The sequence below is a fragment of the Rhodococcus yunnanensis NBRC 103083 genome (assembly GCF_001895005.1).
Taxonomy (GTDB): domain Bacteria; phylum Actinomycetota; class Actinomycetes; order Mycobacteriales; family Mycobacteriaceae; genus Rhodococcoides; species Rhodococcoides yunnanense.
In genome coordinates, this window is record NZ_BCXH01000002.1 from 381,210 (window position 1) to 404,552 (window position 23,343).

Here is a 23,343-nt window from a genome sequence, read left to right on the forward strand (position 1 = left end):
CATCCCGGGCACACCGAACTTACTCCCGCGCAGGCTCGGTCAACGGGCTGAACTCCGAAACGTGCACGCCGATCCGACTTCGAACACGGCAGCCCCAGCTCGGAGTGACCATTGCCGCGCTACCACCATCGACTACCAACCGAACCAGATGTGGGCGGCAGCGCGAGCAGAAGGTGTCGATGAGTAAGAGATAGCCGTTTCACATCCACCCCGGGGTCGAGACCAGCCACCCAAACCTCTTCCACCCAGGTGTCCACTCGAACCCACCAGAGTCGAAAAGATGACCAACCGCGCGCTACCACCGATATTCGAGCCGCCGGAACCGCCTACACAAGAACAACCCTCCCCTCCCCTCACTCTCAAACTATGACTGCGGTCAATGTCGGGCATTCGAACGCACCTACGGCGATAGCGACGCCGAAGCCCAACTCGGATGGCTCCGCGATGACTTGGACGATGTCGGAGTCGCTGCGTGTGGCCGGCTCCACGTCGACATCCACCGACGCCGGGAGTACCAAGAGCACCGATTGTCCGTGCGAGGAGACACTGTGACTGGGCACCGAGTCTGCCTTCATCAGTTTCGCCCACCTTCGACACCAGCCGCGACCCCGCGGAGTAAGTGCGGCGTTCCCAGTCCTCGGTCTGTCTCGCGGCCAGACGAAGTCGGCAATCTCTACCATCGGCACGTCACGGTGTCGGTTGAATGCCAAGTAGGCCAGCGTTTCCGCATACCGAGGGCACGTGGATCGACGCGTCGGCGACCGCACCATACGGACACCTCGTGCGCAGCAGTCGTAGAGGTGAGTCGAACATATTTGTCCGGCTGTGACGAACGACAATCAATCACACCGAACGAATGACAACTTGATGCCGGCAATCTCCCAATCAGATCAGCACGGCGGCGAGAATCAGATTGAGTGCAGTCGACGACACTCCGAAGGCGATCCCTGCTACGCGGAATCGGTACGCGAGAGCGGCAGCAAGCAACAGTGTCGTGATCAGCGAAGCGCAGAACACACCCACAGCCGTCGCGAAGGGGAGGATCTGCCAGAGCACCCACACCGCTGCTACGCCGACACCCAGACCGCCTACGACTTGAAACGTCCCGCCGACGACGCGTCGTCCAACATCGGTCATTCAACCACCTCCAGCATTGGCATCTTGTCATGGTCTTCGTGAGGCACGATTGTGGAAGTGCATCACGAAACGACCGTTGAAGTCCTCGACGATGCCGGATGGTCGACGCCTGCAGAGGTTACGCAGAGCTCGTGCTCACCAACCGACAGTCATCGACAACGCGGAAATCATCACGGCAGACAGCAGACGGACCGCGCGACCCTTCCTGCCTGCACAATACGAGCGGAGTGCAAACAAAGTGCAAAGACGGACGTCACTCCGTGGCGACCAGCGGGGCGACCTCGGTTCCGAGTAACTCGATCCCCCGGAGCAAATCGCTGTGCGCCAGTCTTGGGTTGGTCATCTGCAGTGACAGTCTGTCGACGCCGCCCACCTGATCACTGATTCGCTTGATCTTCTCGGCGACGGTCGCCGGATCGCCCATGAAGAACGCACCATTGGGACCCGACGTCGCGTCGAACTGTGCGCGGGTCGGCTGGGCAAAGCCGCGTTCGCGCGAGACCTTGGTGAACATCTCGTGCCATCCGGGGTAAATAGTGTCTGCAGCCTTTTGGGTGGACTCGGCGACGAATCCGAACACGTGCAGGCCCACCTGTAACTTCTCTGGCGCGTGACCTGCTTCGGCTCCCGCGCGCCGATACAGGTCGATCAGTGCAGCGAACTGACGGGGTTCGCCGCCGATGATCGCCACCATCAGCGGTAGGCCCAGAAGGCCTGCACGAACGAAGGATTCGGGCGACCCACCGACTCCGACCCAAACTGGCAGCGGATCCTGCATCGGCCGCGGGTAGATGCTCTGACGATCGAGAGCGGGCCGGTGGCGGCCCTGCCACGTGACCTCGACGTTGTCACGAATCTGCAGAAGTAGATCGAGTTTTTCCGCGAAGAGCGAGTCGTAATCGTGCAGGTCCAAGCCGAACAGCGGGAAGGACTCGGTGAACGAGCCACGTCCGACGACCAGGTCGACTCGCCCCTTGGAGATCAGATCGAGCGTCGCGAACTCCTGGAACACGCGCACCGGGTCGTCGGCGCTGAGCACCTTGACGGCGCTACCGAGCCGGATCCGTTCCGTGCGAGCAGCAGCCGCAGCCAGAATGATCGACGGTGCCGAGTCATAGTACTCACTTCGATGGTGTTCGCCGATGCCGAACGAATAGAGGCCCACCTGATCCGCCAGCGCGATCTCCTCGAGCAAGTGCTCCATCCGCTCGGCCGGACTGATCACCCGGCCGTCGGTCGGATCGGTCACGGAGGATACGAAACTGTCCACGCCCACGTGCATGATTGGACCTTCCGGTAGCGATCGACAGTTAGGCCGATCTGGTGGAAGGTTCAACCATACGGCTGGGTTTTAATTCCGTCTCAGTCCGGCGAAGAACCGCCGCATGTCGTCGACGAGAACCGCCGGCTCCTCCATCGCCGCGAAGTGGCCGCCGCGATCGACGTCGGTCCAGTGTCGAACATCGTTCTGCTGCTCCTCGAACCGACGTATTCCGACATCGTGCGCAAACTGCACGAATGCTGTCGGAACATTGGACGGCGTCGGCGCGGGCCCCCACGACTCGGTCGCATAGCCGGTATACGCACTGGTGCCTGCTGTGCGCGTGAACCAATACAAAGAAGCGTGATCGAGAAGTCGATCCACACCCAGTACATCCTCGGGGAGAGCGTCGAACGGCCAGGTCCATGCCTTGAACTTGTCGACCATCCACGCCAATTGACCGACGGGTGAATCAGTGAGGCCGTATGCCAAGGTCTGGGGCCGGGTCGACTGCACGGCGATGTAGCCGAACTCCTTCTCCATGAACTCAGCGATGCGACGTAGCCGGTCACGTTCAAGCTCGGACAGTGAGTTCTTCGTGTCCTCGTCGACGTCGTCCGGCGGCACGAACACTTGCGAGCCGTTCAGATGCACGCCCACCACTCGGTCAGGGGCGATTCGCGCGACCGCGGGAGATACCGCCGCGCCGATGTCTCCGCCCTGGACTCCGAACTCGCGATAACCGAGCCCGTCCATCAAGGTCACCCATGCTTCTGCAATCCGGTCGGTATACCAAGGCTCAGACGTCGGACCGGACAGCGTGAAACCCGGTAGCGAAGGAATCACGACGTGGAAGGCATGGGCGGAGCCGGGCGGGTCGGTCAAGGAATCGATGATGTCGAGGAACTCGAAGATCGAGCCCGGCCAACCGTGGGTCAGAACCAACGGCAAGGCGTCGTCGTGCGGTGATCGAACGTGGACGAAATGGATTCGGGTGCCATCGATCCGGGTGACGAACTGGGGGTATGCGTTGAGCCGTGCTTCTCTGGCCTGCCAGTCGTACTCGGTAGTCCACGCCTCGGCCAGCCGTCGCAGATAGCCCGTCGGGACGCCGGTGTCCCAGCTGTCGCCGGGTAGCGGTTCCGGCCAGCGCGTTTCGGCAAGTCGACGACGGAGGTCATCGAGTTCGGTTGTCGGAATGTGCAATTCGACAGGTTCGATTTCCACGACGCAAGACTTGCAGCAATTGCGGACACCTGCGGTCCGGAGAATTCTATTGGTCGGCCGCACTCACTCGAGTATCGAAGTGGTGTTGAAAATCGGCCAACAAATTTCCGTGGCGCTGAATGTCGTCGGATCCGACGGCGTCGCCCCGATGTAGTGTTCGCGAATCGGACCCTGGTCGCTGATCAGATGTTCGTTTGCGAACACGCCAAGGGCCCCGTAACTGCGGTCGATACTTTCGTTGTGACCACCTGGGTGCGTGAGCACTGCAAAGTCAGCCTGAGGTAACACCTCGGCACGGATACCATCCGGCGGGATCTCGGACTGTGGCGCAGACACGAACAGTGTTGCTGGTCCCCGTAATTCGAGAAAGAGCTCTCGGTCGTAGAGACCACCCATGACGGCGACCGGCGGTCCGCCTGCACTCGCGGCAACCGCGTCTCGCAGTGTCTTCAGCGTCGTCACAAACCAGCCGTCCAGCTCCGCTACCTCGATGGTGGCGCCGATCGACCACACGGCGAGCGCCGGTTCACGCCGCACCCCTATCTGGGCGGGGATCGACACAGGAGACAGCAACTCACGCAACGCACCAACGGTGTCACGGGTCTGCTGCAGCTGCACCTCCATCTGCTCGAGGTGCGTTGTGATGATCTCGTTGCGAGCCGCGGCGTCGCTCGCGCTCAGCAGTGCCTTGATGTCGGGGATGGGCATGCCCAGAGAACGGAACCGGCGGATGATGTGCGCGTGGTCGACCTGGCCGGTGTCGTAGAACCGATATCGGGTGTAGGGGTCGATGTGGGCTGGTTCGAGAATGCCGATGTCGTGGTAGTGCCGGAGCGCCTTCCTGCTGAGGCTGCTCATCACGGCGAAGTCACCGATAGGAACCTGTGCGCCCATGGAGTCCTCCTCTCCGTTCCGCCTGCGTCGAGCTGGTGAGGTCATTGTGCAGGTTCCCCCTACGGAAAGGTCTACCGGTCTGACGGCAGCCGATCCGGGTTGACTGTCCCCTAAGGGGAAGCCTCACCGTGGGGTCATGACCACAGAATGGGATGCACTCCCGGACACCATCAAGACGTACATGACCACTCTCAGCACACCGGAGGACGGCCGAGCGGCCGCTACGTTCACCGCCGAAGCCGTAGTGACCGATGAGGGTCGCGACTACACCGGCCGTGACGAGATCTCGACGTGGCTGAAGGCATCGGTCGGCGAATACACCTATACCTCCGAGTTCACTGGCGCCACCACTACCGGCACGACAATCGACGTCGAGCAGCACCTGGAGGGCAACTTCCCCGGCGGGGTCGTCGACCTGCACTTCCGCTTCACGCTCGACGGTGCACTGATCAGCCAGTTGGTGATCGAACCATGAGCAGACGATGGTTCATCACTGGAGGCACGCCCGGCGGCTTCGGCGTGGCATTCGCTGAGATGGCGCTGGAGACCGGAGACCGCGTAACGCTCACCTCCCGACGCCCAGACGAATCTCCCGCAGCGCGGATTTCCCCACCTGACCGACTGACGAACAGCCACACCCGACCAGGCCGGCCTGAGCCTTGACATCGCACTTGCATTTTGCAAGTGTTCACTGCATGAGCCTGTTCATCACCTGCCCAGTCGACGACGTCGAGCGCGCGACCACCTTCTACACCGCTCTCGGCTGGACCCTCAACGCGGAGATGTCCGATCACAACGTGTCGTGCTTCGCGATCGCCTCGGAGCAGTACGTCATGCTCGGCAGCCATGAGATGTATGCGAGTGTCGGCGGCGTCGAAGAACTCGTCGGCGGACCCCGCACACCCTCGAAGGTCACTGTCTCGTTCGATCTCGGCAGCCGCGAGGCGGTCGACGAACTCGTCGATCGCGCCGGTGCCGCGGGCGGACGTATCGGTGACACGGACGACTACCCGTTCATGTACCAGCGCCAGTTCGATGACCCCGACGGGTATCACTACTCACCGTTCTGGATGAAGACGGACGTAGAACCGTCTGTGTGAGCAACCTTTCCGACGCCCTCGACGTCGTGGGAGCACGGTGGGCGCTGCTGATCGTCGAGCGCCTGCTCGACGGGCCGCAGCGCTACGGCGATCTACAGCGCGATCTCGGCGTGCCGACGAACATCCTCGCAACCCGTCTGCGTGAGCTCGAAACCGCCGGTGTGCTGGCCCGTCTACCCCTCAAGCACAACACGCGGGCCTACGCGCTCACCGATCGTGGACAAGCCTTGCGCGCGGCCATAACCGAGCTGGGCCGTTGGGCGACCGAGACATAGAGCTGTCCGAGACTTGCGCATCACGCGAGGATTTTCCGCAGTCGGGTTACAGGACGCAAAGCGCAGTTTCGTGCCCACCATTCGGAGCTCGAAGTGCGTCCGAATTCGATGGCCATCAGCGACCGAGATCATGTCTACAGACTGACCCGCCACGCGTGAAGGGTCACCGAATTTGACCGGGGAACGGGGTTTACCGCGAACGTGCATCTGCGGCCGTGACGTTGCCTACCTACTGCTCGAATCGGCCGAGTAACTCGGCCGCAGTGGCCGAGGACCAACGTACAGAGTCGAATTCACCGTCTCGACCGGTCCAACTGAACGCGCTGCGAACCACCGAGGTCCGCATGGGAGCAAAACGTCAGAAAGATGAGTGAATGATGTCATGTAGTCCACGTGCGTCCGGTCGCAACTTTCGATCGAGTAGCAGAACGGCCAAACTCCTTCTCAGAGGCCACAACTCGATCCTGCACGAGGATCTGACCCCACGATTGCCAGTTCTGGAATTCATATGTCCACGACACCGAAAAGGGGCTCGAACCCCGGACCCGCTGTACAAGAGATCACAATTCAAGTGGATGCACTCGTGCCCATCATCGGCCCGTTGAGCTGGGTGTTCGGGGAATCGAGTGGTCACCGGCATCCGCGTGAATCCACCCGCATTCGCCCCAAAGTTATGAGTAAACGATGACCACCGAAGGCTGCATCTCGGTCCACCGGCGTCATGCATGGTCCCACATCGGCTAAACGGACCGTCGTGGCCACTCGACTCCACCCCGTTTCAAAGTGATGAGTTCGAATCCCCTGAAACCACGCTTTTCGGAACCGCCATTCCACGCCGCTCGGACCGGCAACTCGGACCTTGCGACATGGCAGCCTATCGAAAGCAAGGAACCCGGGTCAGCTGCTCGAGCTGAATACCGGGTTCTTCGAACTTCTTCAACCGGGTCACGTCCAACGACGTAGCACCGGCCTGTGCACTACGCACGATAGCTCCGTCTGGTAGGGCTGCCAACCGTGACAACACAAGCGCCCGGACCCTGGGTCGAACAGTGGCTGAGTCCCAAACGTTTCGGTACCTATCTGCGACTCGCCGGCGGCAGCAGAGTCCGGGCGCTCGCACTGCGCGAGTGGAACACCTGCGTCAACGCGGCACTCCTCCACGACTTCGCGCACGTCGAAGTGGGCCTGCGCAACATGTACAACCGCGCACTCCTCGGCGCTCATGCCCACGGTGACAACCACTGGACCGACACGCGATCCGCCACCCTGCTGTTTCCAAACGCCACACGCACCCACGCAGATCTGGAAAAAGCCCGCAGGGCCGCTGGGGCCCCAGCGCACCACCCGGAAAAGTAATGGCAGAGCTGACATTCGGATTCCGGGTCTTGATGACCAGCTCACGAAACGCACCGCTCATTTGGCAACCGCACCTACAACAGGTTGTTCCCTACCGGCTCCAACCGGCAACAGATCCACTCCGGGCTCGATGACCTTCGCAAACTCCGCAACGGCGTAGCCCACCACGAATCCGTCAACCGAGCCGAACTCAACGGTTCACTGAGACGAATAGGGCGCTTCACCAACTACATATCACCGGAACTGACCCCATACCTCGCAACGACAAGTCAGGTCCCCATCCTCCTAGCGGCACGCCCCTGACACCCCGTCAAGCCTCACCGGAAAACGTTGTACCGACCACGCCCCGGGATCCGAGCCCGGCGATGTCGATCTCACCCCGGACATCCGCTTCCTGATCCACGCGGGTGGCATCGGTACTGCGACCACCCTCCAGTGCACTACTGGTTCGAGCAGCATCTATCGCCCGCGCACGATCACCCGTTCGCCGTCGAAGCGCCAACCCAACATCTCCTGAACCCCACAGGAACCGGACGACACCACCCACTCGGTCGCAGTCCCCCAGTATGAGCACACGCTGGCAGAACCACGGGAAGTTCCTGATACCTTCGGCCAATGAACCCAGCTCCCCCACCAGGGTGGTACCCAGACCCGACTGATCCATCCAAGAATATCTACTGGAACGGGCAGTCCTGGTCGGGTCCGCCGGCGCCGACAGCGTCCCCGCAGACCGGAAAGGGCCGCAAAACAGCGGTCAGCTTTGGAGCCTTCGTTCTCATCGCCATAGGGCTCATCATGTCGATGCAGTCAGTCAGCCTCCTCACCGGCAGCGGACCGATCTGGACCGGAGTTGCGGTAATTGCAGGGGGTACTGCACTGGCGTTCTTCCTCGGAGCGCCGGTTATCATCCGTGTGTTGGCTGTGCTGGCACTAGTCCTGGGTGTCGCGAATGCCGTATCCATCGAGAACCAGATGTCTACCAAACGCGACGAGATGACCCGAATATTCGATCAGTAGTCAAATGCTGGGCGGCGAACGACGCATATGGACAGCCGGTTTCGGAGCTGCTGACACCTCCGCACCGACAGTGCGCCGTCCAGAACGATCGCGGCGATTCTTCGGGACTGTCGGTTCCGCTATTTCTTTCCGGCGAACAGCGTCACCGTCGCCGTCGGTTTACTATACGTGCTGGGGGCTGGCTGGGACTTCTTCTGGGTACCCAGTTTTACTTGCGAGACGGTAATGAACGTGGCGTTCACAGTCGAATTCGGATCAATAAGCGCGAACGCTCTTCTGAATTTTGGCCTCGCTGTGGCTACTCCGGAAGGCGCGCTGCATGCCTTAGGAACGAACAATGTTGAAATCCCGTCGACTTCTTGGTTGAACAACGCAACAGGCCAGTCGGCGTCGATCCCTCTCACCTATAGCGAACCAGGCATTCACACAGTTTGTATCCGATCCGGCGACATCGAATTCGCCGCTATGAATTCGAAGTCAGACTTCGCCGCGAAACCGACTAGATCAAGTACTAAGATTGCCCCGAACTCGACCCGAGCCGTCGGCAACAATATCGATCGGTATTCACTGAGTCAGCCCGCATCGGTGGTTGCGCTCTACTCGATAGGCCTCGGCAAGTCATGCGGGTGATTGCAGGTGCGCCTCGGTTGTCGTCTCGGGTGCGTCACTCGAACGCGCTTCGACCGGACCGACCAACGCGGCAATCAATTTCGGGTACGTGCCATGACACCCGTTTCGCAGCGACGTGCCGGTCATTCGGGTGGCCACCTACAAAAGTCGAACCAGTGTCGACATACAGAACAGGACGGCTGCGTGCGTCACTATCTCACGCCTGCAATCGGTTCAGCGTCATCCACCCGTCCAGCCTCTCGGCGATGTGCAATCGCTTGAGTGATCGCCGTGTCGGGCTCACCACGGGTAACCGGTGACCGGGTTGATGCCGTTGCGCAGCGAGTACCCGATGCCCCACAGAATTACGTACGCTGGCCACAACCATTCGGCAGCCACATGGGGTGGCAGGACATGTCCCCGGCGAAGCGTTGGCTACACCCGAGCTCACTAGGAGGGCGACCCCGACCGCGGTCGAGAGAGCGGCAATCCGAAGAACCTTCACACCCGGAATGTCGCCGAGTTCTGAGCGACATTACTAACGCAAGCCTTCGACGCGCACCGTGCCCAGAGAGGCCGTGAATACTTTCCCATATCAGCCCATTGCTATTTCCGGCCTCGGTATCCCGTGATGTCGAGGATCAGCCACAGAATCCACAGCACCGGGATGGCTACCGCCACCGCGACGACCACGAGAAGCACCGTCCCGGCGGTCTCCAGGTGTGTGAGCACCCACCCCAACACTACGAACGCGAGTAACACCCCGACCGAGTAGACGGCGATACGGTCCAACGTGCGGCCCGCGATCACTGGGCCACGACCTAGGCGCCGCAACTCACCCTTCGACGTGAGCGTGTAAAGACGAATACCGTTCTCACGCGCGAACTGTCGAGCCTCGGTACTGTACCCGCCGTGCGCGGTGTGGAGTCTGACTTTGTTCTTCATCCGGCCGAGTAGATAGACGTCCCGGTAAAGAGTGCGCAGTGTGTCGACCCCGACGGGTTCCGATGAGACTGTTCCGCGTCCGATCACCCTTTTACCGTCGATGTGAAAGGTCTGATCCGCAGCGCCCTTGCGGGTGCTCGCGTCGGAGAATCCCAACTTCTGCACACTGCGCCGAACAGGCTCGCGAACATCGCGGCGGGTCAGCGGAACATTCATCTCGGGGCACACTTCCTGGACGACGATCGTTGTTCGATCCCAAGATCCTAATGGGGCCGACCGACGGGAACGTGGCGCGGGAGACTTGCGGTGTCAGTCGAAGGTGACGAGTTCGCAATGGTCCTTGTCGAACTCGCGCGCTCCCAGCGCCGGGTCCGAGGAGTCCCACCAGGCCGCAAGTTCTCGATCGGGTGTAACGGGGCGGACTTCCCGAGCGGTACAGCCTCCGCGATGGCTGAGCGCAGCCTCGAACGGGTCCGGGTCGTTCCACGAGGGCGGGTGGGGAACACGGATGCTTCGACAACCTGCCGGTTTCGAACCGGCCGCATCATAGATCGGAGATCGTGAACATGGGCCTGCGACTGGGCGGAAGTATCGGACCTCTGTTCGGGTCGGTGCGACTGGGCGTTCCGCGCGAAGCGAAGTCACTCGGCCGAGGGCACGTAGGCTTGATGGGTACGACGGGCTTCGCAGTGCTGGTCGTGTTCGCGCTGTTCTCGTCCTTGATCAGCTGGGTTACAGGCATCCCGGTTGAACTCGTGATGAGCATCCTGGCGTGCATCATAGGTATCGCGGTAGCGGTAGCCCTCGTCACGGGCGCAGTTCTGTTCGCCTCGTACCTTCGACGGCAGATTCGCACTCTCCCCCGTGGGCGCGCCCGTAGAGAAGCGCAGGCACAGGCGTGGTTCGCAGGGACGTTTGTCTACGGCTTCGCCGTGTGGGGCGTATCCGCTGCCTGCGCCGGACTGTTCGACGTCGGGGCATCCACCGTCGCGCTCGTGATCGTTCGCGTGACGTTGATCGGATTGATCGGATACTGCGTGGGTCTCGTCGGGCGGTGGGTCAAACGCCGAAACAACCGGCTCTCGCCATTATCACGGGATACCGGCCGGGTACCCGAACCCTTTTCCGCTGCGACCAGAACGCCATCGCTGAGATCTCGTCATGCCGGCGTGAACCCAAACGAGGCCGACGTTGCTTTACGAGAGGGCAACCTGCAGCGAGCCGAACACACGCTATAGATTCGCTTCGAAGCTGGTCGAAGAATTCAGGAAGGCAAATGGTGGGAAAGTCCGCTGAAGTCGTATTTCGCTCACTCGGCAACGCCGAATTCGAATGCGAGGTCCGCAGCCCGGCAGGGTTGACGATGCGCTGCAACGGCGCACTCGGCGATCTCGAGCCCCGCGTTCTGGGTGACGACGCGTTGGGCACCAACCCAGCCCTGGTTCACAACGCATGGGCATACGCTAAACACGATCATCTAGACCGCACCCTGCCGGAGGGCGTCGAGCGGACAAGTCACCGTGAGCAGGCGAAGGCACACAGGAAGACTGCAGCCGGCATCGCAGAACTGGTCGACAAGTTAGGTACCGCGTCGAAAAATTCTTGGTGTTCAGCATGCTTCACCCGAAGCGACCATCGACGCTTGACGCAAGGATTCGGCACGATCCCGGCATACCTGTGCGAATCGTGCGGATCGCCGACGCTGGGATGCGCAGGTCCAGGATGCGCGAACATGGCCACCCGAGGTTTCGCAGCCGTGCTCGTGCCGCGGTACTGCGCCGAGCACAAACATGAGATCCCCGGATTCGAAACAGCGTCGGAGAGCTTTGGGGCGCTGGAGGACTACCACGAATTCCTTAATTTCGAGCGTCGCAACCTTGCACTAGGGTCACGGGTAGCTGTGATCTCCGTACTTTCCGCGGGCGCGCTCGCGACCGGCGCCTTTCTTGCAGCGCCCGCGATCGGCGGAGCAATCGGCAGTCTGAGCATCGCTGGCGGTGGCTACACGGGCGCTGCGGCGACCAGTTACGGATTGGCTCTGCTCGGTGGTGGCTCGATCGCTGCGGGTGGACTGGGCATGGCAGGCGGGACAGCAGTCGTCGCAGCCGTCGGTGGAGCCCTCGGAGGTGCACTGGGCAGTTCTGTGACAACTGCGTACATCGGTGCCGACAAGTCGTTCAACATCGAACTGATCAAACCAGGATCCGGGGTAGCCGTGATCGTCGCGAATGGACTGTTCAGCGAGGGGACGGACACACGCGCAGACTGGAAGAAGCTTGTCACACGACGCTACCCGGGTTCACCGATCTATCGAGTCCACTGGGGAAGCAATGACCTCGGCGACTTGGCATCGATGGCCAAAGCGCTGGGTGGACAACCGGCAGCGGCGCTCGGAATCAAGGGGCTGGCTGCCAAAGCAGGAAAGGCGGGCGCGAACAAGCTCGGACCGCTGGCACCCGCGCTCGCGGTAGCAGCCGTTGCCAAAAACCCCTGGCACACCGCGAAAGTAAAGGCAGACCGAACGGGTGTGGCACTTGCAGGACTTTTGGCGAGAACCGATGCAAAAAGCTACGTGCTTGTCGGACACAGCCTTGGTGCCCGCGTCGTAGCCACAGCGGCCGAAACCCTTGCGACGTCGAAGAACAAGCCGAAAATCGACACAGTCCACCTACTAGGCGCCGCAATCGGGGCGAAGGGTGACTGGCGACTTCTCAGCAAAGCAGTCACCGGCGCGGTGCACAACTACCACTCATCGAACGACGGTGTCCTCAAATACGCCTATAAGACCGCCCAAGCAGGGCAATCGGCGGTCGGATTCCTTGGCTTCCGCACCGAGTTCGCCCGCATCCACGACCACAACGTCTCCGCTATTGTCGCTGGTCATTCGCAGTATCTTCACAGCGTGCAGCTCAACTGATCAAACCTTTGCGGCCAACTTAGGCTCCCTTGTCGGAGTTTCGGTCCAAATCGGGCGGTCGACGTAGACGTGCGTAGTCGCGGAATACTCAGTTACCGCACCGTCAAAGCCGGGTTGACAGTGTGTCCTGTTTCGGTGCGAGGCCGCCGGTACTACGACGAGTTCGAAGATGCTGCGGTATCAGCACTCCGTGCAGCCGAGTCATGACGGTGCTCATCGAAAATGTTCAACTTCGCTCTCCGAAAGTGCACATCCGATAGCGGTGGTCACTGTAGCGGTTGACGGGTCCCAGTAGTGGCTGTGCGTAGTTTCTCCGAGCGTGCGTTGTGGTCGCGGAGCCGGTGGGAATCGCCCGACACATCAAGCACCACCGATCGATGCAGGAGCAGGTCGAGCATCGCTGCTGCGACGGTGTCATCACCGAGGACTGTTCCCCACGAGCCGACCCCTCGATTGCTCTCGCGCATCCTCGGGGTCGGTGAGCATCCCCAGGTATCCGAAGTCGACCTGGCATTCGATCCCCGGGTCGCCGTCGACGACGCGGACAGTCAGGTTCTTGCGGCCGAAACCGCACCGCTCAGTGGCGAGACGGTGCAACGTTCGATATGGCGCCACGCAGCCCCTACGGGCAAGCAGGACTTCGATTTTGGCGATGGTGAGCGGCTACTGTTCACCATCGCCTTCCACCCACTTGCTGATCTGCTCTTGATGGGGCACGAGCTGCTCCCGCGCCGTGTCCGTGCGGGCGGTCAGGGCGGACAGTCTTACGGTCCATCTCAGCGTGCTCGGCGATCTTCTGCAGCCCAGAAGCCGGTAGTACCGCCATCCCGAGTCACAATCGCAGTACTTGTCTGATTTCGTTCACCCCGATCTCCCGAAAAGCCATGCTCACCGACCTCCGTGACGTGCTTCGTGCTGTCACAGACGATCGATCGAGCAAACGACGAAACCACCGGCAAAGCGCGCCGGTGGTCCCACAACTGGCAATCCAGGCGGTCCCATCACCCTGGCAAAATCAGATCGAAATGGTTCCATGCTGATGGCAGACGACACAGGGGATCAGTGGACCTGCTCGCTTTTCGGGGGTCGTACGGTGGTCATAGGGTCGGCTGATCACCCGATTCCCTTCCGCTGAAAACCGCACCGACGCGTGCCTTCGAATGCCCCACATACCGTTTCAGCAACCCCTGTGTCATCCGAGCGCCACCGGTAGAATTGTCTCTACGACACGGGCGCGCCAGTCTGCGACGAGTGCGGGCGGGCACCTACGCCAGGGCCCATGAGTTGAAAGCGGCGTACGCCCATGTCATACAATTGCCCTAGGCGCTCCAGGCAGTAGTCCGCGGGTCCTGCGATCGAGAAGGCGTCGAGAACCTCGGTGGTCGCGGCTTGCCCCTGCGGGGATCCGTGTTTGAAGTGCGACCGCATGTCGTAGTTCTTCCTGACGGCAGCAAGCTACGCCGACTGGGATTGGGCTACAGGGCCGCCGCTACCTTTCTGCATGACGGAAAATCGTGCATACGAGCCGACATGCCCTCGCAGTGCCTCCCGTGCTGCGTCGCGGTCATCGTCGACCATCAGCGGAACGTACGCCCCTATAAGCAACTTGCTCGGATCCGATCCTGCCGCTTCTCGCGTTCGTCGAGCCAAGTCGATTGCCCACGCCACACGATCTCGATCGACGCCTACGCCCAAGGTGATAGCGTCGGCGAGGCGTGCAGCAATGCCGATCATTTTCGGTCCGGTCGCAGCGACGTCGACTGGAACCTTGGGCTGCGGAGGGACCACGCCTAACCATCGCAGTCGACTTACTTCGGGGGCGCCTGTCATCCCAAGCGATTCGACGGAGCGCAGACCGCCGACCATATCGGTGTCCAGATCGAAGGGAACGTCGTCGCCCGCGAGGTACATCTGCAGGCGTTCGAGGAATCGTTCGAACTGCGCGAGAGGCGCTGGTGCCAGTCCGATATGGGCGAGTGCTGAGTCTCCACGGCCGATTCCAAGGACAAATCGTCCCCCAGACTCGGCCTGAAGTGCAGCCGCTGCTGAGGCAAGCACGGCTGGGTGCCGCGTCACCGAGTTCGTTACGGACGTACCGATACGCAGGCGGGACGTTGCAACAGTCGCGAGAGTCGCGGCAACAACAGTGTCACCGGATGTACATTGCGAGTCGACGATTCCCGTCCCGGACCAGCCCTCCGCCTCCAGTGTGGCGGCGTAGCCGGCGGCGAACCCCGGAGTCGCGTAGCTACTGGTCCAATACTCCACGTCGCCCGGCGACGGTGGGACGTCGGTTGAGTCGCCGAGACTTGACGACTCTTGGCCAGGAATTTCCGAATTTAATTTGGACGCAGGCAATTTCATCGTCGTCTGTTGAATTCGCAACGGTCTCGCCGAATCGTCTCGATGATGTCGGCGCCGAGTTTCGCTCCGCGAGATGAATCGATTTCCACCGGACGGGCGAGGCACAAACTCCATGCTCGTGTCGACATCCCGTGAGCCTGCAAGCACACCAACGTTCACCTACTCCCCTGCGTAGTACGTGAACTCCGGTTCGACCAGACTCAGCGTAGTCGAACTGGCAGGTGAGAGGGAATGACGGAAAGCCTGCTGCTCACAAGATCTGTGGGCTCAGCGCCGCAACGAAGGCATACCGAATGCATTCGCTGCACAGGCTGATCCGGATGTATCCCGCGACGTGGCCAAGCGCCTCGGACCGACCGCAAGGGCACATGCCTCGCTGATCGAACGCAATGTCGGGCGGGTGCCTTGCGGATTGAAGTCGCACCTAAAAACACACGCAGCAACATAACCGACGACCATGTCCGGGACCTCGTTCCCCCACGCGCGCATGATCTCTCTGCCGAGGTGCACGGTTTTGAGCTTGGTGGGCTCCCCGACGCCGACATCGTCGGTTGTGCTGCTCGGCGCCGCGACCGCACCCCGACGCACCCCCCATGCAGAGCGCACGAAGAACGCCGAAACTCGCCGCGAAAGCAGGTCATTACCCAATGTCTGCGAAATCGGCTGTCAAAAATTGCACTGAGCCCGAGTTGGCAGGTCCCCGATAGTCGGACCACCGTGTTCTAGCCTCGGGCTTTCACCACGGTAGGTAGGCGTGGCGTGCCAGAACAGAAGAACAGTGCTCTGAACTGGGGTAATTGGAGTTACCACAGTTGAAACCCACCCACCACGAGGAGCACCATTCTGGTGAGCAAGTCCACTTCGCCGTACCCCGCCCTGTCCGTCGATGCCACCGGAACCGGTGTCGTGTCGCACGCCGGAGCGGTGACGCTGCTCCGCACCGCCGAAGTCACCGGACTGTCAACAGCCGCTCTCGCAGAAACTGTCACCGTGACGTAAACCTTTGGCGCACTTCGATCTCGGCAAGATCATCACCGACCTCGCGGTGTCATTGACTCTCGATGGGGACTGCCTCGCCGACATCGCGACTCTGCGTGAGCACACCGCCGTGTTCGGCAAGGCGCCCTCCGATCCGACCGTGTCGCGGCTGTTGGCCGTGTTGGCCGCTGATGCACCGCCGTGCTTCCCGCCATCGACACCGCCCGAGCATCCGCCCGCGCTGCGGCGTGGGGACATGCCGGTGAACGCGCGCCCGATCACGACATCACCGCACAGAACCCGATCGTCATCGACCTCGACGCCGCCCTCGTCACAACCCACTCCGAGAAGGAATCTGCGGCTCCGACCTACAAACGCGGATTCGGATTTCCCCCCCGTTGGCGTTCGTCGACCACGGAATCGACGGGACCGGTGAACCCGCCGCAGCGTTGCTGAGACCTGGTAACGCGGGATCCAACACTGCAGACGATCACATCGCTGTCACTCGGAAAGCATTGGCGCAGTTACCGAACGTCCACACTGCCCGGCCAGGAAAGATAGTCCTCGTCCGTACCGACGGCGCCGGAGCAGCCACAAGTACCTGACCTGGCTGCACAACAGCGGAGTGTCGTATTCGATCGGGTTCGGTCTCACCCACGCGATGGTCACCGCCCTCGCCGGCGTCCCCGACAGTGCCTGCTCAGTCGCCGTCGACCACGCCGAGAAGGTCCGGGACGGCGCATCGGTCATCGACGCCACCGGTGTCCTCGACCTCACGACATGGCCGACCGGCATGCGCGTCATCATCAGGAAAGAGCGCCCACACCCCGGCGCTCAGTTGCGGTTCAACGATTCCGACGGTCTTCGATTGACGGCGTTCGCCACCAACACAGTGCGCGGCCAGGTGCAGGATCTCGAACTGCAGCACCGTCGCCGCGCCCGCTGCGAGGACCGTATCCGCTCCGCGAAGGACAGCGGGCCGACCAATTTTCCGTTGCACGGATTCGACCAGAACCGGATCTGGTTGACGATCGTGCAGCTCGCCCTGGACTCGATGGCGTGGACTCAGATGCTCGGCTTCACCGACCACGAAGCACGCAGGTCGGAACCGAAACGTGTTCGCCTGCGGCTGTTCTCGATCGCGGCACGCTTCACGAAACATGCGCGACGCGTCTTTCTGAAGTTGTCGAAGACGGCGACATGGTCGGTCCTCGTCGTCATCGCATTGACCCGGCTGGCAGCGCTACCCGCGCCCGCCTGACCACACTTCACCTGACCCGACGACCCCGAAAGAACACCTACCTCAGACTGTGGACCCGAGCGCCGCCGATCGACATCGGCCGCGCCATCGTGCGCCGATGAGCTCCAAGCACACCAACGACCCGCTCAGGCCAGCACATCACCAGGAAGAAAGATCGAGGCTTGTGGCAGAAGACTCCTAGAGACAGTTTTCCGACTCTGGTTATGACGGCGGCGCTCGGCGTGACGGTTCCGTCGGTCATTGTCGTCGTGTTCACTCGCGTTGACGCTCGCAGCGATCCTCGGCCGCAGCGCCCGCGCGCTAGCCGATTCCCAACCGCCGACGCATACGCCAGCTACACCGGCACCGCACCCATACAGATTGCGAGCGCGGACGTTCACATCGCCGATTGTCTCGCTACGGAGATCCAACTCAACTCCGCCATGCATACGATCGGAATGATCCATGTTCCCCTGCCATCGACTCCTGGCAGCGCGTCCTACGACAAGAAAATCGCCGACGGTAAGCCACCACGATCGGCTACGCGTCACTCAACGACACCTCGCAGCACACCTCTGGCGAGTCATGCTCGCAGACATCTAGCGGTAGACACCGACGGCCAGCTTGCCCCCGCAGATCCGTGACGAACCACCAGCGTTCAGGTGGGCCACGGTTTCAAAAAGATGAGGAAGTGATGAGTTGAGCGTCCACAGGCGTCCGTCGGCGAGCCGATCGTGGATTCGAGCGCGCGATTGCGCAGTTCAGCAGCAGGCTGCTCGAACTTGTCTCCCCGAATAATGCGATTGGGATTCAAGTCTCCGTAACGCCCTATGCGGCATAAGAACCCGCAGGTCAGAGCGTCGACCATTTTCGCGAACTTCGCAGACTCCCAGGCGATCTCAAACAACAAAAAGCGCCCCTGAACAGCGAAACACTGTTCAGGGGCACTCGTTGTGCGCCATCAGGGACTCGAACCCCGGACCCGCTGATTAAGAGTCAGCTGCTCTAACCAACTGAGCTAATGGCGCCGATCCGCACCGCGTGTTCACTGCGGTGCGGGAGAAACATTAACAGGAGAAACCGTCGGATGGGAAATCGCCTGGTCAGAGGGCTCAGACGGTCAGCGGAAGATCCTGCGAACGACCAGAACTGCGACGACAGCGCCGACGCCGATGAGAGTGAACTTGACCGGGGGCTCGTTCAGCTTGGCGACAAGAGTCTGTTTGGTGCTCTCCACGATCCGCTTGGGGCTGGCTCGGACGCTCAGCTCGTCGAGGGTGCTGGCGAGCTGGTTGCGAGCGGCCTCGATCTCGCGCTCGATCTTGTCGGTATCCCTGGCCACATGTCCTCCAACGTGTCGCAAATCTTGTGTGTCACCGTCGAGCGTAGAGCACTGGCGGATTTCGATAGTCTCGTCAGGTGACCGACAACAAGAAGCTAGAGGCCGGCGACATCGCTCCGGCGTTCACATTGCCCGACGCCGACGGGAACGACGTCTCGCTCGCCGACTACGCGGGCAAGAAAGTGATCGTCTACTTCTATCCCGCGGCCAGCACTCCCGGCTGCACGAAGCAGGCGTGCGATTTCCGAGACAGCTTGGCCGAGCTGAACGGTGAGGGCCTGGGGGTCATCGGCATTTCCCCGGACAAGCCTGCGAAGCTCGCCAAGTTCCGGGACGCCGAGGGGTTGAACTTCCCGTTGCTCTCGGATGTCGAGAAGACGACGCTGCAGGCGTGGGGCGCCTTCGGTGAGAAGAAGAACTACGGCAAGGTCTACGAAGGTGTCATTCGTTCGACGTTCCTCGTCGACGAAGCAGGCAAGATCGAGGTGGCTCAGTACAACGTGCGCGCCACCGGGCACGTGGCGAAGCTCCGCCGCGATCTATCGGTCTGACGACCCCAGCTTCTGCAGGAACAAGGCTTCGGCGACGGCGAGGTTCTCGATTTCCGTCGGGTCGACGCTCTCGTTCGGGGCGTGGATCCGGCACAGCGGTTCTTCGACGCCCATCAGCACGATCTCGGCTTTCGGGAACGTCTGGGCGAGAACGTTGCACAGCGGAATCGAGCCTCCCTGTCCGGCCGATGCGACAGGGGCGCCGAATGCCTCGGTCAACGACTCCGAGAGCGCCGCGTATCCGGGCCCATCGGTGCGCGCTCGAAACGGCGAACCGATGGCCTCGGGTTCGACCGTCACGCGAGCCCTCCACGGCGCGTGTGACTCCAGATGAGCCGTCAATGCATCCTGAGCCTGCTGCGCGTCGATACCGGGCGGCACACGCAGATTGAGCCGTGCGGATGCCGTCGGCGAGATCGCCGCCGCGGATCCGACGACAGGTGGGCAGTCGATGCCGAGAATCGTCAGCGCCGGACGTGCCCACACCGCGTCGGCCACCGACGCCGATCCGGCCAGCTCCACACCGTCCAGAACGCCCGCATCGGCACGGAACCGATCGGCCGGGTAATCGATGCCATCCCACGATTGATCGGCCTCCAGGCCGTCGACGACGGTGTTGCCGTGCTCGTCTCGCAGCGAAGCGAGCAATTGGACCAAAGCTGCGAGGGCGTCGGGCGCGGGTCCTCCGTACATTCCGGAATGCACTTCGCCCTCGAGCGTGTCGACTCGGACGACGACGTTGGCGATCCCGCGTAGCGTCGTCGTCACCGTCGGCCGACCGACTGCGGCATTGCCGGTGTCGGCGATGATGATGATGTCCGACGCGAACAACTCGGGCCGTTGCTCGACGAGCGCCTCCAGCCCGCCGGTCCCCATTTCCTCGGACCCTTCGGACACGATCGTGATTCCGATCCCCGGATCAGCGCCGAGTGCGCGCAGCGCGAGCAGGTGCATGATGACGTTGCCCTTGCAGTCCGCTGATCCCCGCCCGTACCAACGGCCGTCGCGTTCGGTCAGTTGGAACGGCTCGCTGTCCCACAGCGCGCGTTCACCCGGGGGCTGCACGTCGTAGTGCGAGTAGAGCAACACCGTCGGCGCGCCGGGCGGTGCAGGCGTATGCCCGACGACGGCCAGCGAGCGATCCGTCGTCTCGATCAGTTCGACCGCGCCGATACCCGCGTCGAGGAAAGCAGTCCGAACCCAGTTGGCCGCTGCGACACACTCTTCACGCGGAAACTGACGCTCGTCGTGCACGGATCGGAACGCGACGAGCTCCTCGAGCTCGCGGCGGGCACGGGGCATATCGGCGGAAATCGTGGACCGAACATCCGGCATCGGTACTCCTGACACACACTCGGGCAAGAACCATCGAGCGTCATTGTGTCATCGATCGAAATGTCAGTTTCCGGAGATCTCCTGCGCCAGCCACTCGGCGGTGTGCTGCCAATGGCGGTCCCACGCCTCCTGTTCCAGCTGCTCCTGCGACTTGCCCGGTTCGGGGATGATCGCCGGAACGGCGAATTCGGGCGCCTCGACGGTCGGGTGCGGCACGACCGCCGCGTTCGGCGGGATCGATTGCGTGGGAATAGGCGTAGGGGTCTCCACGGTCCCCTGCGCGACGACCGGTGCCTGCGTCCGAATGGGCGCGAGGGTCTCGGGATCGATCGCCGCCGGGGCGATCGGCTCGGGTTCGACGACCGGAACCACTGGAACCGGCGCGGGAGCCGGCGCAGGTTGTGTCACCTGGACGCTCGAAGTCGATCCGACGAGATTGGTGTCGATGCCGGTCGGGTCGGAAGATTCGGCGGCGGCGGGAACCGTGGCGGTGTCGCTGTCACTGGGAAGCGTCGACGCGAGGGCCACACCTCCCGAGAGCACACCGGCAAGGAGGGCGGCAGTGAGCACCAGTTTCTTGCGCGGAACGGGTCGACGCGAGACGGGAGCAGGCGGTATCACCGCGAGCACCGGCGCCGGAGCGACCGACGGCGCAGCGTTGACCGGTGCAGGCGCCGTCATCGCTGCCGTGGGCATCGTCTGCGACGGCACACTGTCGGCAGCGAGCAATGCCGCACCGCGCGCAGCGACCTGATCCGCATCACGGACGCGCACGACGGGTACACCGAGGCCGAGTTCGAGAATGTCAACCAGGTCCCTGTTGCTCGAACGGTCACCGAACAGCGCCACCGAGTCGGCTTTCACCGATGCCTCGTCGAGAATCTCCCAGGCGAGCGGCACGGTACTGCCGATCCGCTCGGGACTCATCGAATCCAGCGTTGCGGTCTTCGCGGCCGACAGCTGCCCACCCTTCACATCGGCGAGCGAAATCGACACGCTCGACTCGCCCATGTAATAAAGAAGGACGCGACTCGACTCGTCGAACCCGGGTGACCTGGCGAGCCAGCCGAGGAAGGCAGACGACGCGGAGTACATCGACACATCGGCCGATCCGCACTCACCCACCACGGTCGTGAGTCGATCTCGCTCTGCCTCGGAGGAGTACACGACGCCCACGGCATCGACATCGATGCTGCGTCGTCGTGCGGCGGCCCGCATGCCGTCGAGGGCAATGGGCAGCGCCTTCGCCACGCCTTCCGACAGCGACGTCACCCGATTCGCGACGACAGCGTCTGCCTTCGTGTCGAACAAGACGGCGTACACCGAACCGGACTCTAGGGAAAGTCCAATGGTTGCCACGCGTTTCTCCTGTACCTGAGGGGAAGGCTCTCGACATGAGCCCCGCCGATGCGGAATCCGCGTCGTACACCCTGCTTGAAAACGTAACCAATCCTGTGAACCATACCTAAAGACTGGTTTCTTGACCAGAAAACGACCTATGACTTTTCATGAACCCTCGAACGAGCGGGCGCGTCGGGCTTGACACCCGATCTTCGATCTCCCGATGCCGTCTGCGATCCGTTTCCGCGCGTTGTGGAACGAACACTCCCCCGGCCGCTAGCCTGAGCAGGTGGATTCCTCTGCTAGCGCCCAGTCTGCGAGACGCCTCGACGCCGCGCTCGAATCGACGGTCGAGACGCAGGAGCTCATGCCCCGCAGGCGCCCGACGCAGGAACGAAGCCAGAGAAAGTTCGACGCCCTGCTCGCAGCGTCGAGAGATCTGCTCAGTGACGTCGGATTCGAATCCTTCACCTGCGAGGAAGTCGCGGCCCGTGCCGAGCTCCCGATCGGGACGCTCTACCAGTTCTTCGCGAACAAATACGTCATCGTGTGTGAGCTGAACCGGCAGGATCTGGTCGGTGTGCAGCAGGAACTCGCCGAATTCAACGGTGAGGTGCCCTCGCTCGACTGGCTCCGATTCCTCAACAACTTCGTCGATCACATGGCGGGCATGTGGATGTCGGACCCGTCTCGCCGCGAAGTGTGGCTCGCGATGCAGTCCACACCGTCGACTCGGGCAACGGGCGTCATCCACGAACGCGAATTCTCCGACCAGGTCGCACGCATGCTCGGCCCGCTGACACCCCGAACGCCCAGGGCCCGGCGCAATCTGATGGCACAGGTCCTCGTCCACGTCGTGTACTCGATGCTCAACTTCTCCATCCAGGACGGCCAGAGCCACGAGGACGCCGTCGCCGAGCTCAAACGAATCATGACGGCCTACCTGCTCGTCGCCGAGAAAGAGAGCAGGCGTTCGGGCTCGTCCGTCGACTAGTCGCTCGGTCCATACGAACAACGCCGGCCCACTTAGTCAGTGGACCGGCGTTGTTCGTTACGCGAACCTATTCCTCCAGGATCGCCACTGCTGCAGCGATGTCGCCGTCGTGAGTGAGCGAGAGGTGGATCTTCACCGTCGGCAGGAACTCCAAGGCCATGCCGTGCAGCTTGATCGACGGTCGACCCCACGCATCGTTGACGACCTCGATCAGGGGGTACGGGTTGTCACCGATCTGCGGTGGCCGGGCGAACCGTGACGTCGCCCAGGCCTTCAACACCGCTTCCTTCGCGGCCCACCGTGCTGCGTAGTGGCGGGCCGGGTCGGAACTCTTCGTCGCCGCGTGCCGACGCTCACCCGCGGTGAAACTGTCGCGGATCATCGTCGTGCCGACCTTCTCCATTTGCTCGGCGAAGTCGGACACGGTCACCAGGTCGAAACCTACTCCCAGGATCGCCAT

At 62.1% G+C, this 23,343-nt stretch carries 22 protein-coding genes, 1 tRNA gene and 3 pseudogenes; 11 read left to right on the plus strand and 15 right to left on the minus strand.

Annotation, left to right across the window (positions count from 1 at the left end; all coding sequences use genetic code 11):
- Positions 1 to 359: 359 nt before the first annotated feature.
- From RY1_RS06090 to RY1_RS06110, 5 genes are all read right to left on the minus strand, one after another.
- Positions 360 to 575 carry a hypothetical protein gene (locus RY1_RS06090; RefSeq protein ID WP_072802606.1) on the minus strand — a complete coding sequence of 72 codons (216 nt, stop codon included), beginning with the start codon at positions 573 to 575 and terminating at the stop codon, positions 360 to 362.
- Between the two features lie 310 nt (positions 576 to 885).
- The gene (locus RY1_RS06095; protein WP_072802607.1) at positions 886 to 1,137 is read right to left on the minus strand and encodes a hypothetical protein; all 252 of its coding nucleotides are present in this window, start codon (positions 1,135 to 1,137) and stop codon (positions 886 to 888) included.
- A gap of 253 nt (positions 1,138 to 1,390) precedes the next feature.
- Complete coding sequence (locus RY1_RS06100; protein WP_072802608.1) at positions 1,391 to 2,419, minus strand: LLM class flavin-dependent oxidoreductase; 1,029 nt, start codon at positions 2,417 to 2,419, stop codon at positions 1,391 to 1,393.
- A 69-nt stretch (positions 2,420 to 2,488) separates the two neighbouring features.
- Complete coding sequence (locus tag RY1_RS06105; protein ID WP_072802609.1) at positions 2,489 to 3,625, minus strand: epoxide hydrolase family protein; 1,137 nt, start codon at positions 3,623 to 3,625, stop codon at positions 2,489 to 2,491.
- A 63-nt stretch (positions 3,626 to 3,688) separates the two neighbouring features.
- Positions 3,689 to 4,519 (minus strand): MerR family transcriptional regulator, encoded by an 831-nt coding sequence (locus RY1_RS06110; protein ID WP_072802610.1) that lies wholly within the window; start codon positions 4,517 to 4,519, stop codon positions 3,689 to 3,691.
- 136 nt (positions 4,520 to 4,655) lie between these two features.
- Between RY1_RS06110 and RY1_RS06115 the strand changes: the two genes are divergently transcribed.
- From RY1_RS06115 to RY1_RS30490, 5 genes and pseudogenes are all read left to right on the plus strand, one after another.
- The gene (locus RY1_RS06115; RefSeq protein ID WP_072802611.1) at positions 4,656 to 4,994 is read left to right on the plus strand and encodes a hypothetical protein; all 339 of its coding nucleotides are present in this window, start codon (positions 4,656 to 4,658) and stop codon (positions 4,992 to 4,994) included.
- A pseudogene (locus RY1_RS30485) lies at positions 4,991 to 5,107 on the plus strand (short-chain dehydrogenase/reductase); the annotation flags it as partial. The gene RY1_RS06115 and the pseudogene RY1_RS30485, both read left to right, overlap by 4 nt.
- Positions 5,108 to 5,214: 107 nt before the next feature.
- The gene (locus tag RY1_RS06125) at positions 5,215 to 5,619 is read left to right on the plus strand and encodes a VOC family protein (RefSeq protein ID WP_072802613.1); all 405 of its coding nucleotides are present in this window, start codon (positions 5,215 to 5,217) and stop codon (positions 5,617 to 5,619) included.
- The gene (locus RY1_RS06130) at positions 5,616 to 5,894 is read left to right on the plus strand and encodes a winged helix-turn-helix transcriptional regulator (protein ID WP_072802614.1); all 279 of its coding nucleotides are present in this window, start codon (positions 5,616 to 5,618) and stop codon (positions 5,892 to 5,894) included. The genes RY1_RS06125 and RY1_RS06130 overlap by 4 nt, the downstream gene beginning before the upstream one ends.
- A gap of 1,014 nt (positions 5,895 to 6,908) precedes the next feature.
- A complete protein-coding gene (locus RY1_RS30490; protein ID WP_245819507.1) occupies positions 6,909 to 7,250 on the plus strand; it encodes a hypothetical protein in 342 nt (113 codons plus the stop codon).
- Positions 7,251 to 7,560: 310 nt separating this feature from the next.
- Here the strand turns inward: RY1_RS30490 and RY1_RS30955 are convergent, their stop codons facing one another.
- Positions 7,561 to 7,914, minus strand: a complete 354-nt coding sequence (locus RY1_RS30955; protein WP_371829452.1) for an antitoxin VbhA family protein — start codon at positions 7,912 to 7,914, stop codon at positions 7,561 to 7,563.
- 119 nt (positions 7,915 to 8,033) lie between these two features.
- Here RY1_RS30955 and RY1_RS30505 point away from each other — a divergent pair, with 119 nt between their 5' ends.
- Entirely contained in the window at positions 8,034 to 8,267 is a 234-nt protein-coding gene (locus RY1_RS30505; RefSeq protein WP_503629800.1) for a hypothetical protein, read from the plus strand.
- Between the two features lie 1,215 nt (positions 8,268 to 9,482).
- Here the strand turns inward: RY1_RS30505 and RY1_RS06150 are convergent.
- Positions 9,483 to 10,037, minus strand: coding sequence for a hypothetical protein (locus tag RY1_RS06150; RefSeq protein ID WP_072802616.1), 555 nt, complete (start codon positions 10,035 to 10,037; stop codon positions 9,483 to 9,485).
- A 350-nt stretch (positions 10,038 to 10,387) separates the two neighbouring features.
- Here RY1_RS06150 and RY1_RS06155 point away from each other — a divergent pair, with 350 nt between their 5' ends.
- Positions 10,388 to 11,059: a hypothetical protein gene (locus RY1_RS06155; protein ID WP_072802617.1), complete on the plus strand. Its 672-nt coding sequence runs from the start codon at positions 10,388 to 10,390 to the stop codon at positions 11,057 to 11,059.
- Between the two features lie 494 nt (positions 11,060 to 11,553).
- On the plus strand, positions 11,554 to 12,738 hold the full coding sequence (locus RY1_RS06160; protein WP_245819508.1) for a DUF726 domain-containing protein: 1,185 nt from the start codon (positions 11,554 to 11,556) through the stop codon (positions 12,736 to 12,738).
- Positions 12,739 to 13,004: 266 nt separating this feature from the next.
- Here RY1_RS06160 and RY1_RS30510 read toward each other — a convergent pair.
- The 3 genes and pseudogenes from RY1_RS30510 to RY1_RS06175 form a co-directional block, all read right to left on the minus strand.
- Positions 13,005 to 13,196, minus strand: a pseudogene (locus RY1_RS30510) (ATP-binding protein); the annotation flags it as partial.
- On the minus strand, positions 13,156 to 13,353 hold the full coding sequence (locus tag RY1_RS30905) for a hypothetical protein (RefSeq protein ID WP_306305348.1): 198 nt from the start codon (positions 13,351 to 13,353) through the stop codon (positions 13,156 to 13,158). The gene RY1_RS30905 and the pseudogene RY1_RS30510, both read right to left, overlap by 41 nt.
- An 840-nt stretch (positions 13,354 to 14,193) precedes the next feature.
- Complete coding sequence (locus RY1_RS06175; protein ID WP_072802621.1) at positions 14,194 to 15,006, minus strand: LLM class flavin-dependent oxidoreductase; 813 nt, start codon at positions 15,004 to 15,006, stop codon at positions 14,194 to 14,196.
- A 942-nt stretch (positions 15,007 to 15,948) separates the two neighbouring features.
- On the opposite strand from RY1_RS06175, the pseudogene RY1_RS06180 reads away from it, so the two are divergent.
- Positions 15,949 to 17,341, plus strand: a pseudogene (locus RY1_RS06180) (IS1380 family transposase).
- Between the two features lie 933 nt (positions 17,342 to 18,274).
- Here the strand turns inward: RY1_RS06180 and RY1_RS06195 are convergent.
- Together RY1_RS06195 and RY1_RS06200 are read right to left on the minus strand one after the other, a co-directional pair.
- Positions 18,275 to 18,348 (minus strand) — tRNA-Lys (locus RY1_RS06195).
- A 92-nt stretch (positions 18,349 to 18,440) separates the two neighbouring features.
- Positions 18,441 to 18,662, minus strand: coding sequence for a DUF3618 domain-containing protein (locus RY1_RS06200; RefSeq protein ID WP_072802624.1), 222 nt, complete (start codon positions 18,660 to 18,662; stop codon positions 18,441 to 18,443).
- Between the two features lie 77 nt (positions 18,663 to 18,739).
- On the opposite strand from RY1_RS06200, the gene bcp reads away from it, so the two are divergent.
- Positions 18,740 to 19,213, plus strand: a complete 474-nt coding sequence (bcp, locus tag RY1_RS06205) for a thioredoxin-dependent thiol peroxidase (RefSeq protein WP_072802625.1) — start codon at positions 18,740 to 18,742, stop codon at positions 19,211 to 19,213.
- Here bcp and RY1_RS06210 read toward each other — a convergent pair.
- Positions 19,202 to 20,548, minus strand: coding sequence for a dipeptidase (locus tag RY1_RS06210; RefSeq protein WP_072802626.1), 1,347 nt, complete (start codon positions 20,546 to 20,548; stop codon positions 19,202 to 19,204). The two genes, bcp and RY1_RS06210, sit on opposite strands and share 12 nt — an antisense overlap.
- 63 nt (positions 20,549 to 20,611) lie before the next feature.
- Positions 20,612 to 21,907 (minus strand): DUF7159 family protein, encoded by a 1,296-nt coding sequence (locus RY1_RS06215; protein WP_245819509.1) that lies wholly within the window; start codon positions 21,905 to 21,907, stop codon positions 20,612 to 20,614.
- Between the two features lie 349 nt (positions 21,908 to 22,256).
- On the opposite strand from RY1_RS06215, the gene RY1_RS06220 reads away from it, so the two are divergent.
- The gene (locus tag RY1_RS06220; protein ID WP_084727219.1) at positions 22,257 to 22,883 is read left to right on the plus strand and encodes a TetR/AcrR family transcriptional regulator; all 627 of its coding nucleotides are present in this window, start codon (positions 22,257 to 22,259) and stop codon (positions 22,881 to 22,883) included.
- Positions 22,884 to 22,950: 67 nt separating this feature from the next.
- Here the strand turns inward: RY1_RS06220 and acpS are convergent, their stop codons facing one another.
- Positions 22,951 to 23,343: a holo-ACP synthase AcpS gene (gene acpS / locus RY1_RS06225; protein ID WP_068421023.1), complete on the minus strand. Its 393-nt coding sequence runs from the start codon at positions 23,341 to 23,343 to the stop codon at positions 22,951 to 22,953.